16 protein-coding genes are annotated in these 11,737 nt (G+C 59.7%); 6 read left to right on the top strand and 10 right to left on the bottom strand.

The window, feature by feature from the left end:
* Positions 1-74: 74 nt before the first annotated feature.
* From FAS41_RS18900 to FAS41_RS18890, 3 genes are all read right to left on the bottom strand, one after another.
* Positions 75-671 (bottom strand): type VI secretion system-associated protein TagO, encoded by a 597-nt coding sequence (locus FAS41_RS18900; protein WP_138524946.1) that lies wholly within the window; start codon positions 669-671, stop codon positions 75-77.
* Positions 672-717: 46 nt separating this feature from the next.
* Positions 718-1,029: a hypothetical protein gene (locus FAS41_RS18895; RefSeq protein ID WP_138524944.1), complete on the bottom strand. Its 312-nt coding sequence runs from the start codon at positions 1,027-1,029 to the stop codon at positions 718-720.
* A gap of 905 nt (positions 1,030-1,934) precedes the next feature.
* Positions 1,935-2,300: a DUF3509 domain-containing protein gene (locus FAS41_RS18890; RefSeq protein ID WP_138524942.1), complete on the bottom strand. Its 366-nt coding sequence runs from the start codon at positions 2,298-2,300 to the stop codon at positions 1,935-1,937.
* A 498-nt stretch (positions 2,301-2,798) separates the two neighbouring features.
* On the opposite strand from FAS41_RS18890, the gene FAS41_RS18885 reads away from it, so the two are divergent.
* Together FAS41_RS18885 and galU are read left to right on the top strand one after the other, a co-directional pair.
* Complete coding sequence (locus FAS41_RS18885) at positions 2,799-3,164, top strand: LexA family protein (RefSeq protein WP_171049514.1); 366 nt, start codon at positions 2,799-2,801, stop codon at positions 3,162-3,164.
* A gap of 205 nt (positions 3,165-3,369) precedes the next feature.
* A complete protein-coding gene (gene galU / locus FAS41_RS18880; protein ID WP_138524938.1) occupies positions 3,370-4,209 on the top strand; it encodes a UTP--glucose-1-phosphate uridylyltransferase GalU in 840 nt (279 codons plus the stop codon).
* A gap of 59 nt (positions 4,210-4,268) precedes the next feature.
* Here the strand turns inward: galU and FAS41_RS18875 are convergent, their stop codons facing one another.
* Complete coding sequence (locus FAS41_RS18875) at positions 4,269-4,700, bottom strand: VOC family protein (RefSeq protein WP_138524936.1); 432 nt, start codon at positions 4,698-4,700, stop codon at positions 4,269-4,271.
* 88 nt (positions 4,701-4,788) lie between these two features.
* Between FAS41_RS18875 and gorA the strand changes: the two genes are divergently transcribed.
* Positions 4,789-6,147, top strand: a complete 1,359-nt coding sequence (gene gorA / locus FAS41_RS18870) for a glutathione-disulfide reductase (protein ID WP_138524934.1) — start codon at positions 4,789-4,791, stop codon at positions 6,145-6,147.
* A gap of 76 nt (positions 6,148-6,223) precedes the next feature.
* On the opposite strand, the gene FAS41_RS18865 is transcribed toward gorA, so the two are convergent.
* Together FAS41_RS18865 and FAS41_RS18860 are read right to left on the bottom strand one after the other, a co-directional pair.
* Complete coding sequence (locus tag FAS41_RS18865) at positions 6,224-7,222, bottom strand: bile acid:sodium symporter family protein (RefSeq protein WP_138524932.1); 999 nt, start codon at positions 7,220-7,222, stop codon at positions 6,224-6,226.
* A 98-nt stretch (positions 7,223-7,320) separates the two neighbouring features.
* Positions 7,321-7,575 carry a hypothetical protein gene (locus FAS41_RS18860; RefSeq protein ID WP_138524930.1) on the bottom strand — a complete coding sequence of 85 codons (255 nt, stop codon included), beginning with the start codon at positions 7,573-7,575 and terminating at the stop codon, positions 7,321-7,323.
* A gap of 213 nt (positions 7,576-7,788) precedes the next feature.
* On the opposite strand from FAS41_RS18860, the gene FAS41_RS18855 reads away from it, so the two are divergent.
* On the top strand, positions 7,789-8,262 hold the full coding sequence (locus tag FAS41_RS18855; RefSeq protein WP_138524928.1) for an Lrp/AsnC family transcriptional regulator: 474 nt from the start codon (positions 7,789-7,791) through the stop codon (positions 8,260-8,262).
* 29 nt (positions 8,263-8,291) lie between these two features.
* Here FAS41_RS18855 and FAS41_RS18850 read toward each other — a convergent pair whose 3' ends face one another.
* Both FAS41_RS18850 and FAS41_RS18845 read right to left on the bottom strand, forming a co-directional pair.
* On the bottom strand, positions 8,292-8,798 hold the full coding sequence (locus tag FAS41_RS18850) for a DUF1993 domain-containing protein (protein ID WP_138524926.1): 507 nt from the start codon (positions 8,796-8,798) through the stop codon (positions 8,292-8,294).
* 89 nt (positions 8,799-8,887) lie between these two features.
* Complete coding sequence (locus tag FAS41_RS18845) at positions 8,888-9,601, bottom strand: endonuclease (RefSeq protein ID WP_138524924.1); 714 nt, start codon at positions 9,599-9,601, stop codon at positions 8,888-8,890.
* A 446-nt stretch (positions 9,602-10,047) separates the two neighbouring features.
* Between FAS41_RS18845 and FAS41_RS18840 the strand changes: the two genes are divergently transcribed.
* Entirely contained in the window at positions 10,048-10,413 is a 366-nt protein-coding gene (locus FAS41_RS18840; RefSeq protein WP_138524923.1) for a hypothetical protein, read from the top strand.
* Positions 10,414-10,419: 6 nt separating this feature from the next.
* Here FAS41_RS18840 and FAS41_RS18835 read toward each other — a convergent pair whose 3' ends face one another.
* Together FAS41_RS18835 and FAS41_RS18830 are read right to left on the bottom strand one after the other, a co-directional pair.
* Entirely contained in the window at positions 10,420-10,605 is a 186-nt protein-coding gene (locus FAS41_RS18835) for a hypothetical protein (protein WP_045217600.1), read from the bottom strand.
* Positions 10,606-10,718: 113 nt separating this feature from the next.
* Positions 10,719-11,033 carry a transcriptional regulator gene (locus FAS41_RS18830; protein WP_138524921.1) on the bottom strand — a complete coding sequence of 105 codons (315 nt, stop codon included), beginning with the start codon at positions 11,031-11,033 and terminating at the stop codon, positions 10,719-10,721.
* A gap of 222 nt (positions 11,034-11,255) precedes the next feature.
* Here FAS41_RS18830 and FAS41_RS18825 point away from each other — a divergent pair, with 222 nt between their 5' ends.
* Positions 11,256-11,636: a hypothetical protein gene (locus FAS41_RS18825; protein ID WP_138524919.1), complete on the top strand. Its 381-nt coding sequence runs from the start codon at positions 11,256-11,258 to the stop codon at positions 11,634-11,636.
* Positions 11,637-11,737 lie beyond the last annotated feature (101 nt).

The raw sequence follows: 11,737 nt of genomic DNA, 5'->3' as shown, positions 1-11,737 counted from the left end.
ATGCCGCTCGCTCCATAATCGCCCCGTTCACTGCCCCATGATCCTCCGGTACTCCTGCTGTGTCTCCTGCAGACCTACCATCCACATCCCTTTCGGATGTCAGCGAAGGCAGCCTCGGCGCCATTGGTGTCGAAAACAGCAGTCACTGGGCTCTCGTTGTAGGGAGTCACGCTGGCTATGAAAGACTTGCTACTAGAGAGCTTCTTAAGGACGCCCACTGGGGATCCAGGATAGAACGCTGCGACCTTATCAGTGGAGAGCGTCCAATTGCCCTTGGTGGCCTTATCCTTGTCCACCCGAATGGTTGTGTACGCGTCGCTTCCCAGGAAATCATTCCAGTTGATGTACAGCTCCGTCTGATTGTCAGCGCATCGTACGGTCAGGCTGATCGGCTTGTTCCATTTGCTGCGGCCGTTGCTGGCAATAAGGGTAGCTAAGTAGACGTTCTTATCGTTGAGAGGGTCTACCTCCGTGCTAGTCTGCCACTTGCCCTTTCCTTGCGGGGTTGTGTTCTCGGCGTGTGGTGCCAAAGAGTGCCGTTCTGCGAGGGCGTCGTAACAGCTAATTCTTGTAACGGTGTTGGCCTGCGCTGCGCATTCAGCGATCTCTTTGTCTTCGACAGCAAGGGCCAGGCCCGGGATGGCTAACAGCAGAAGTAAAGCGGCCTTCATGGCAACCTCCTTGTCTTTGGGAAAGTATCAGTCCCGCCTTCACGCATCAGCGGTCGTAGGTTTTCCCGCCCGTAGAAACTAAATACAAGGAGCGAGAGTAGGGCAGACGAGCCAGGATCTTAGTGTTGTTCACTACGGCGGCCATCGTGAAGCCCCGGCACATAAGGCTGACGCCACCTTGGATGCGCTCACACATTGCGTCGGCGCTATCGATGAAATTCGTCTTATTCAAACGAAGCATGATCACTGTGCGCCCCTCGGGCACCGCGCCGATTGGCGGAACCACGAAGATCGTGATCTGGGTGTAGATGGCAATCGCAATGATAGCCGCGGCGACAAGGCCGATAATTTTCTTCATGAGACCTCCTTGTCCTCAGTAGGGGCATTCTGCCATCGCCGATTGCTTTGCCGCTATAGGCTAGCGGCCGGTACCTACCTGAAGTCGCGCTCTCGCTACCGGTAAGAATATTGAGCTAAATTTTCTAGGCCCATTCGAGGGAGGGCCAACTGGCCTTTTTGCCCAGGGCACAACTGTGAGGTGAGCAATCGGCTGAGGAAGGGCCTAATCGTGGAAGATCGCGATCTGGAGCTTATGGAGGCGGCAGTCACCGCCTTTCTGTGTCTTGTGCCTGCATTGGCAGAGCAAATTGAACAGGGCGTTCCCGCAGGTTCAACAAGAGCTGAGCGGGACCTACACCGGCAGCAAAAGGGATGGGCAGAGCTCTGCCATTCTGCGCATCGAACTGGCGTCGATCCGATGGAATACGCCAGGCAAGTCGTAGCCCTGCATAGGCAAGATCAGCGAACGCGAAACCTCAACTGAGGCCGTCCATCTGAAGTGGTGGGCAATTGATGCCTCTTGGGGGGCATGCTGCTGGAGCGGCACTTGATCTCGGCTATCTTGAGACTATGGCCGAAGGAACGGCTCATCTGTCATCCCCTAAGTCGCCGTCTTGAAGCCCCGCTTACTCTCCAGGTGCGGGGCTTCTCGTATGGGCCTTTTTATCGCTTCCTTATATAAGGAAGGGCATCCTTGCACCCCATGCATGGGGTCACTTTCAAAAAAGTGAGTAGGAATGTGAGTAGGTTGTTGGGTGCTCTTTAGCAGAGCTCCGTGACTAAAGGCTTTAATCTGCCTTTTCGAGTCCGGCTCCGGGCACCATCTTTTTCTCTCTCGAATCGCAGCAGATTGCCTGCCCGAACCGAGGCGAGTGCTCCAAACAAGAAACCCGGCCAAGGCCGGGTTTTTTATTGTTTGCCCATTCAGGCTCCGATATTGGCTATCGAGCGTAACTTCGCGCCGGCCTTGACGATGCGGCGTTGGCGCAGCGGCCCGGCAGCTTCGTAGAAATTCTGCAGCGGAACCTCTTCCTTGAAGTGGTCGGCATCGTGCTCCTGCAGAGGGCCGTACTCAGTCGCCAGATCGCGACGAATACGGCTGACCAGGCTGGTCAGCAGCTCTTCATTGCGTTGCTCTTCCAGGCGCACCACGCGACAGGCGATGTGCTCGCCCGCATCCTTGCTCAGCGTCATGATTAGATTGCCGTCCGGTCGAGCCGTGAAGCTCACGTCGAAGTCGGAGAAAACCTGGCAGAGATATTGGGCGGCAGGCAGACGGTCGATTGGCATGGTGTCGTCCTCGGCAGTGAATGGGCTGTTCCTTCCCTTTCATTGCAGGGTGCATACCAATCTGGGTTAAATAAAATATCTTTAAATATCAGTATCTTATGAATTAATGTCGCTTCGTTCTCCATGCAGCTTGCATGGAGGGACGCAAATGTCATGGCATTTTGCACGACGAAAGCTTCAGTGCGGGAGCGGATGGTGTCGCGAGGGGTTGGCCTTTGCCTTGTGCCTGGGCTTCTGCAGGCGGGCTCGACGCATCGGTACGCGAAGGATGGCCCACAGCGTAACCACTGCCAGCAGGATCCAGCCGAAAATCATGAGCGTGACGAATGTGCCTGGATTCATATCGATATCCTCACCCCTCCCTAAGGGTAGTTCACCGTCATCGGTGCGCTGTCCTTTCGGTTGAGCGGCATTTCTTCCCGGAGGTTCCATTCAATGGCTTGTCGGGCCTACGAGTATCTGTTATCTGTATGCATATACAGTATTCGGAGAAAGCTCATGCCGCAAGCCATTCTGGAAGTCCGCGATACCGTGCAGCCTGGCGGAGTGGTCGGTACTCCGTCGCTTCATACCTACATAGTCCGTGCATGTGGCGAAGGCATGACGCAGGCGGGTATTCATGATTGCGACTTGCTGCTGGTCGACCGCTCGGAGCTCGCGGCGCCCGGTGAAATCGTGGTGGCTGCGCTCAATGGTGAGGCGTTGATCCGTCGCCTGGCCATTATCGACGGTTCGTTCGCGCTGCAAGCGGCAAGTGATGGCTTTCCGACGCTGAAAGTCGAGGAGGGCGATGAACTCTCAATATGGGGAGTGGTGCGTCAACGGCTTTCCAGAAGTGACGTTGTGCAGGGCGTCTTGGCATAGAGCGGGTGCGGAATAGAGCGGGATGCTGACCATTTGCCAGTAACTTCGAGAACTAAATCAGGGCCTTGATGGTCAGATGCGCGTGTCACCGGTTCCGCAAGTCCTCACAAGAGTCGTGCAGCTTGCAATCCGGGGCATTGTAAGGCGGGCGCAGCCTGATTAGACTGCGCGCAACTCGCACCCCTGTCCCTCTCGAAGGACTCCCATGATCAAGAAATGTCTGTTCCCGGCCGCCGGTTACGGTACCCGCTTCCTCCCGGCCACCAAGGCCATGCCCAAGGAAATGCTGCCGGTGGTGAACAAGCCGCTGATCCAGTATGCCGTTGAAGAGGCACTGGAAGCCGGTCTCGGTGAAATCGGTATCGTCACTGGCCGCGGCAAGCGCTCACTCGAAGACCACTTCGACATCAGCTACGAGCTGGAGCACCAGATTCGCAACACCGACAAGGAAAAGTACCTGGTCGGTATCCGTCGCCTGATCGACGAATGCACCTTCTCTTACACCCGTCAGGTCGAAATGAAGGGCCTGGGTCACGCCATCCTGACCGGCCGTCCGCTGATCGGTGACGAACCCTTCGCCGTCGTGCTGGCCGACGACCTGTGCCTGAACCTCGAAGGCGACAGCGTCCTCAAGCAGATGGTCAAGCTGTACAACCAGTTCCGCTGCTCCATCGTGGCGATCCAGGAAGTGCCGCCGGAAGAGACCAACAAGTACGGCGTGATCGCGGGCGAGATGATTCGTGACGACATCTACCGCGTGAACAACATGGTGGAAAAGCCGAAGCCGGAAGAGGCTCCGTCGAACCTGGCAATCATCGGTCGCTACATCCTGACTCCGGACATCTTCGACCTGATCGAGCAGACCGAGCCGGGCAAGGGCGGTGAAATCCAGATCACCGACGCTCTGATGAAGCAGGCGCAGGACGGTTGCGTGCTGGCCTACAAGTTCAAGGGCAAGCGTTTCGACTGCGGTAGCGCCGAGGGCTACATCGAGGCGACCAACTTCTGCTACGAGCACCTCTACAAGACTGGCAAGGCCTGGTAATCCCGGATCTTTTCCGCTCTTAGAGAAAGCCACCTTCGGGTGGCTTTTTCATTTCCGGCCTACATCGAGCGTGGAATCGGCATTGCTTCCGAGCCTGGCCCAAGCGGCTGGCCGAAGCTGAACTCGACATAGTTACCGGCCGGATCGCGAAGGCCGCAGTAGTAACCCACGGGGTAGGGTTCTTCCCGTGGCGCCCAGATCAGGCAGCCGGCAGCTTCCGCGTCCCTGGCAATGCGGTCGACCTCATCGTGAGTGTCTACGGCGAAGCCGAAGTGGCTGTAGTCATCGCTTGCCAGGTGGCGTTCCTGGCCGCCGGGCATGATGACGAAAATGAAGCTGTGCTCCTTGCCCGGCTCCGCCATCCAGACGATGCGCGAGCCCTTGCCTTCGCGCTCGTGGACGACGCGCATGCTGCAGAATCGCTGGTAGAAGGTGACGCAGGCCTCCAGGTCGGGGACATGCAGGGCCAGGTGGGTCAAGGTTGGACGCATGGCGGCGCTTCCTTCAAGAGCGGTTGATGGCAGGATAGGTCAGGCGCCATGAGGTATGCTGCCCGACATATCCAAGCGGAGAATCATGATGTCTTTCGATTTTGACCTGTTCGTCATCGGTGCGGGTTCCGGCGGTGTGCGCGCCGCGCGCTTCGCTGCCGGGTTTGGCGCCAAGGTCGCCGTGGCGGAGAGCCGGTACCTGGGCGGTACTTGTGTCAACGTCGGGTGCGTGCCGAAGAAACTGTTGGTGTACGGGGCCCATTTCCATGAGGACTTCGAGCAGGCCGCCGGATTCGGCTGGTCACTGGGTGAGGCCAGGTTCGACTGGTCGACCCTGATCGCCAACAAGAATCGAGAAATCCATCGACTCAACGGCATCTACCGCAACCTGCTGGTGAACAGCGGTGTGACGCTGCTGGAAGGGCACGCCAAGCTCCAGGATGCACACACGGTGGAAGTCGACGGCCAGCGCTTCAAGGCCAGGCACATCCTCATTGCCACTGGTGGTTGGCCGCAGGTGCCGGACATTCCTGGCAAGGAGCACGCGATCACCTCCAACGAAGCCTTCTTCCTCCAGTCGCTGCCGCGCCGGGTGCTGGTGGTCGGCGGTGGCTACATTGCGGTGGAGTTTGCCGGCATCTTCCATGGCCTGGGCGCACGAACCTCTCTGCTTTACCGCAAGGACCTGTTCCTGCGCGGCTTTGACCGCAGCGTGCGCGAGCATCTGCGCGATGAGCTGGCGAGGAAAGGTCTGGACCTGCAGTTCAACAGCGATATCGCACGCATCGACAAGCAGGCTGACGGCACGTTGGCCGCAACCCTCAAGGATGGTCGCGTGCTGGAGGCGGATTGCGTGTTCTACGCCACTGGCCGCCGCCCGCAGCTGGATAACCTGGGCCTGGAGAACGTCTCCGTGGCACTGGATGAGCGTGGCTACGTGAAGGTGGATGAGGCTTATGGTACGAGCGAGCCGTCGATCCACGCCATTGGCGATGTGATCGGTCGCGTGCAGCTGACCCCTGTGGCACTGGCGGAAGGCATGGCGTTGGCGCGCAAGCTGTTCCGCCCGGAGGAGTACCGTCCGGTTGACTACAAGCTGATCCCCACGGCGGTATTCAGCCTGCCGAACATTGGTACCGTTGGGCTTACCGAGGACGAAGCACGCAGCGCCGGACACAAGGTGAAAGTCTTCGAGAGCCGCTTCCGGCCGATGAAGCTGACGCTCACCGAGTGCCAGGAGAGAACCCTGATGAAGCTGATCGTCGATGCCGACAGTGACAAGGTGCTGGGCTGCCACATGGTCGGCCCGGACGCCGGGGAGATGCTCCAGGGCATCGCCATTGCGCTGAAAGCCGGGGCGACCAAGCGGGTGTTCGATGAAACCATCGGCATCCATCCGACGGCCGCCGAAGAATTCGTCACCATGCGGACCCCCGTCGGCGCCTGACGGCGAGGGCTGCAACAAAAAAGCCGGTGCATCTGCACCGGCTTTTTTGTGGGCGTCATTTGCACGGAGGTGGCCGTCAGTGACTGCGCTCCAGCGAAGCGTGACCCTCTTCCTGGCGCTGCGAATAGCGCTGGGCAAGCACGGCACAGACCATCAACTGGATTTGGTGGAACAGCATCAGCGGCAGCAGGATCACGCCAACGGTACTGCTGGCGAACAGCACCGAGGCCATCGGTACGCCGGTGGCCAGGCTCTTCTTCGAGCCGCAGAAGATGATGGTGATGCGGTCCTCCAGGGGGAAGCCCAGCCAGCGTCCCAACAGGTTGGTAGCGATCAGGGCCAGTGCCAGGAGCACGCAGCAGGCCACGACCAGGCCGGCCAGCGCCGGTAGCGGAACTTGATGCCACAGCCCCTGGATGACCGCCGCGCTGAAGGCGGTGTAGACCACCAGCAGGATCGAGCCCTGGTCCACATAGCGCAGCACTGGCTTGTGGCGTTCCACCCAGGCGCCGATCCACGGGCGCAGCAGTTGGCCGGCGACGAAGGGCACCAGCAGTTGCAGGGTGATCTTGCCGATGGCATCCAGCGTCGACATCCCGGTATCGCCATGGGCGCCGATCAGCAGTTGCACGAGCAGCGGAGTGACGAACACGCCCAGCAGGCTGGAGGCTGATGCGCTGCAAATGGCCGCCGGGATGTTGCCTCTTGCCAGCGAAGTGAAGGCAATCGCGGATTGTACGGTGGCGGGCAGGGCGCAGAGGTAGAGCATGCCCAGGTACAGGTCCGGGGTCACCAGGGGCGACAGCACCGGCTTGAGCGCGAGGCCGAGCAAAGGGAACAGGATGAAGGTGCAGGAGAATATCAGCAGGTGCAGGCGCCAGTGAGTCGCACCGGCGACGATCGCCTGGCGCGACAGCTTCGCACCGTGGAGGAAGAACAGCAGTGCGATGCCCAGGTTGGTGATCCAGCCGAAGACGACGGCAGCGGTGCCTTCGCAGGGCAGCAGGCTGGCAACGGTCACGGTGGCGATCAGAGCCAGGGTGAAGTTGTCGGGGAGCAGGCGTGGGCGAGCCATGGGCACATCTCTCATCGTTGTTGTGTGTGAAAGACCGCTAGGGTCAGGTTCGCACTCTAAGCCCGGATGGATATGCCGGCTAACGCCAGAAAGTCAGCTTATGTCGCTGAAAGGACAGCTTCGGAGCCCTGTACGTGTAGATCGACGGAACACACGCTGACCATACCGCGCATGCGCTGGGCGATTACCTCGGCGCGGTAGCGCGGCAAGGTGTTGACCCTCAGGGCGATATCCAGCCAGTCCTCTCGGCGTGAGGATTCGACCTCGGCCGGTACGTGGCCTTGGAGTGCGAACTGGTTCAGCAGTCGGCAAAGGATATCGGCGTCGATCTCCGCCCGGATCAGGTAGCGCACGTCGGCAGCTGCTTCGGTGGGAACCGGGCGGTCCTGTTGATCCAGGGGAAGTTCCACGAGATGGAGAGCGGGGAGTGTCATGACGGCAGGCCGATGCAGGAGAAGTGAGGAGTATTCTGCGGCCCATGCCGGGGATTTATTTGCCTGTTTTTAGCCGCTAGGCGTTTAGGTGTGCATTAATGATTCTCTAAATTTGCACAAGACGAATTATCTATGCCTATTTCACTGGATGCTCACGACCGCAAGATCCTCGCCCTGCTGCAGGAGGAGGCGACGCTGTCCACGGCAGAGATCGCCGAACGTATCGGTCTGTCCCAGTCACCGTGCTGGCGACGGATTCAGCGTCTGAAGGAAGAGGGTGTGATCCGCAAGCAGGTAACCCTGCTGGATCGCAAGAAGATTGGCTTGAACACCCAGATATTCGCCCAAGTGAAACTCAACGCCCACGGACGCAATCACCTGACGGATTTCGCCCAGGCCATGGAAGCGTTTCCCGAGGTGCTGGAGTGCCATGTCCTGATGGGGGCCGTGGACTTCATGCTGCGTATCGTCACCGAAGATGTGGAGGCGTACGAGCGTTTCTTCTTCGAACGGCTGTCCCAGGTGCCGGGGGTTCAGGAGATCAACTCCATCGTGGCGCTCTCGGAGATCAAGTCCACCACCACGCTGCCGCTGTCGCGCGGTTGAAGGGCGCCGGAGCCCGGCGCCCGGAGCGATCAGACGCCGCCCAGATAGTCCATCTTGCCAACTTCCACGCCGTTGTGGCGGAGGATGTCGTAGGCCGTAGTGATGTGGAAATAGAAGTTCGGGTTGACGAAGCCCAGCAGGAAGTCCGAGCCCTTGAAGCTGACTTCGCGGGTGCGAAGCTTCAGCTCGATGGTGCGGTTTTCAGCGCCTTCGAACTGCTCGGGCTTGAGCGTCTTGAGGAACTCAACGGTCTTCGCAATGCGCGCCTGCAACTCGGCGAAGGTGGTTTCGTCATCGGCGTAGCTCGGCACTTCGGCGCCGGCCAGGCGCGCACCAGCGCCCTTGGCGGAGTCGGTGGCGATCTGCACCTGGCGAGCCAGGGCAAACATGTCCGGGGCGAGGCGGGCATTGATCAGGACGGCAGGGTCGATGGACTTGGCTTCGGCATGGGCGGCAGCCTTGGCGAGAATCGCCGAGAGGTTGCCGAGCATACGGATGAAGACGGGAACGGAAGCCTGGTAGATCGAGAGGGACATGCTGCGTACTCCAGACAGAGAAAGGTGAGCGCGTCACAGCTGGACGGCTGTCGGAGTCTACTGCTGGCGTTGGCGGCTGTCGCCCGGCTTCAGCGTCTGGCCACTTTCGGCGCCGGGCATCGGTCGCTCTCGATCGGTCCGACGTAGGGGTTGCCCCAGCCCATCACGCAACCAACCATCTGGTTGCGCTGGCGCTCCCAGGCTTCCACTGGGTACTGCTTGCTCCAGGCGGTGAACAGCTGGCGATCCTGCCTGGACAGCTTCAGGCCGTAGCGGTCGCTCATGTAAAAGTAGGTGCGGGCGATCATGCCGCGAATCTGCGGGCGGGGCATGGCCTTGCGCGCCTTGAAGTCGACCACCATCGGGCAGGCGCCGTACTGCGAAGGCTTCTGCTGCAGCCAGCCGAAGCTGTAGTTGGCGCGGTCGCCGTTCACCTCACCGATGCTCGGTACCAGGTTGTGCAGGTCGGCCTCGGCCTTCTGGTACACCCGGTCATTGCGCGAGCAGTTCTTGCGCCCGCCACTTTGCCAGCACTGGCGCTGATGGCCGATCACCCAGGCGGGGACAATGTGCTCCCACTCGATGCGCGAAGCCCGGTTGGCATTCTTGCGCGGGGTGTAGCCGCAGCTCTTCAGATCGACCTTGGTGCCGCTGTAGCGGCAGCCGCAATAGAACTCCACCGACTGGCGGGCGTACAGCTTGCGCCCGACCTTCTTGGCTTCCTCGAAGGTGCGTGGGGCAGCAGCGGAGGCAACGGTGGGGATTGCGAGGATCAGCAGCAGGGTCAGGCAGCGTCCGAACATGAGGCGTTCCTTACGAAAGTCGCTGCATCTTACTGATTGAGAAAGAAATGCCAATCGTGGCAATGGAATGGCAAGGGGGGTATTTAAGGCTGGAGGCACTGGTTGAGCTGCTGCGCCAGGTGCCTGCTGGGAATGCTTCGCAACAGGCCTCCATTAGTTCGCGTAAAGGTTTATATGTGTTGTCTATCTGATTGTTTTTAAAGAATAAAATATTATACAAAAAGCTTTAAGAGTCGACGCTATCCGGTTGTTCCAGCAAGGGATGAGTCCCTGGCGTGGGGTTGGGCCGCTAGGTGGCACCTGGGTGGGTGAGATTCGTATATTTAACGTTACAAAGAATTCATAACTATTTGATACATATGGATTTGTATTGCGTGATCGCATTGCCCTGCGCCGAGAGACAAGGCTTGGTAAGCTGGAGCCTTTCCCTCATTCGGGAGATCGTCATGATTGGTCTCAGAAGCCTCGGGGTCATTGTCTGTTGTGCCCTGGCGATGCCCCTCTACGCGCAGCAGTTTTCCACGCAGGACGGGCAGTCCCGGCAGCGCAACCAGAGCCAGCCTCAGTGGCAGCAATCGCCGCCGGCGATCCAGCGCATCTACATCAGCCCAGGCGCGAGCGGCAGCGTGGAGAGCTCCTCCAGCTGGCAGCGCAATGACGGTTATGGCGGTGTCCAGGTGCCGCGCAGCTATGGCGAGACGCGCTCGGGCACGGTGATCATCGATCAAGGCAGCGGCGGCATCCGCCAGAGCATCGAATACCCCAACGGCGCGGTCTATCCGCGTGGCAGTGGCTATTACCAGCAGCAGTAGGCTGGATCAGTCGATCAGGTCGTCGCGGGTCAGGCGGGACTTACGCAGGCCGCCATGGCTATAGAACAGCCCGGTGTCGCCGCGCCAGTGGAAGAGTGTGGCGAGAAACGCTGAGCTGACCCGGCCCACATCCCAGCTACGGAGTTTGCGGTAGGCCCAGAGCCAGCTGTCGTCGGAGGAAGAGTCGCTCATGGAATCGTCCTTGATTCGGCAAGCGGGAAAAAGTGCATGGGACATTAGTGCGCCAGGTAGGCCTTCGCAAGTCGCTGCTCCCGCAACCACGACCTGCGAAAAGACCCGCGCTGTCAGGCGGTGCTGAGCGCCTTCGACTCCTCGACGTATTCCTTCAGCCAGCGCAGGACTTCCACGGCGTCCCAGCGGCTGGGGTCGAACATGGCGTAGGCCTGGCCCTGGTAGCCCACCACATCCAGCGGGCGATGATAGCCGGCGCGCTGCATCAGGGCCTCGATTTCCGCGAAGCACACGTTGAAGTGGGTGCGGCTGAAGGGCGTCTTGCCTTCTGTGACCAACCCCTCCAGCAGCAGTTCCGAAACGGCCTCGCTGACTTCCTCAATGGCCATGTGGTTCACGGTGTATTTCAGCTGATGGATGCTCACCATCGCTTGCTCCTCAATGGGTATCAGGCCCATGCCCTGTGATCCGAGGTGATCGACGTAGCCAATGGACTGTGGCCTTTCGTTGAGGTTTAAAAAATTTTCGCAAAATACTGTATGCATGAACAGTATTTTCTCCTAGTATCGCTCTCACGGTCTGACAGAAACCCTGAAGTGCCCGCCGCCACTGGCCTGGCGGGCACCTCTCGACGAACAGGAGCGATGGCGATGCTGCAGAAACTGATGCTTTGCGCAGGTGTGGCGATGCTGGCGGGCTGTGCCCAGCCTCAGGCGGACGTTCCGCGCGCCAATGGCGCCTACCTCATCATCGAGGGCAAGGAGGCCTGGGCGGTGCTGGTCGCCGACGGCAAGCGCATCGAAGAGCGCGGTACGGTCCGCGATGCCATCCGTCTGCCGAAGGATCGTTCGGCGATCGCCGCCAGCTATGTGATTGACACGCCCAATTGCGGGCGTCTGCAGTGGCTGACCGAAGGTGAGGGCGACTCCACCGTGCGCCTGTCTTCGCGGGGTGAAGCGGAAGATCTGTCGAGCTGCCAGATAAGCGACGGACTCAGCCGTGTCTGGACCGCGCTGGATTACTCGAGCTGAGCACCAGCCTCAACTACAGGTGATCTCCAACAAAATGTTTCGGCTGCTCCGCTCTTCACGTTTTTTTCACACCTGGGGGCAGAGGATGAAAACCAGCTAAA

The organism is Pseudomonas nicosulfuronedens (assembly GCF_005877905.1).
GTDB classification, from domain to species: domain Bacteria; phylum Pseudomonadota; class Gammaproteobacteria; order Pseudomonadales; family Pseudomonadaceae; genus Pseudomonas; species Pseudomonas nicosulfuronedens.
Note: the sequence above shows the minus strand (reverse complement) of the source record. Positions and strands in the feature narration are given on the sequence as shown.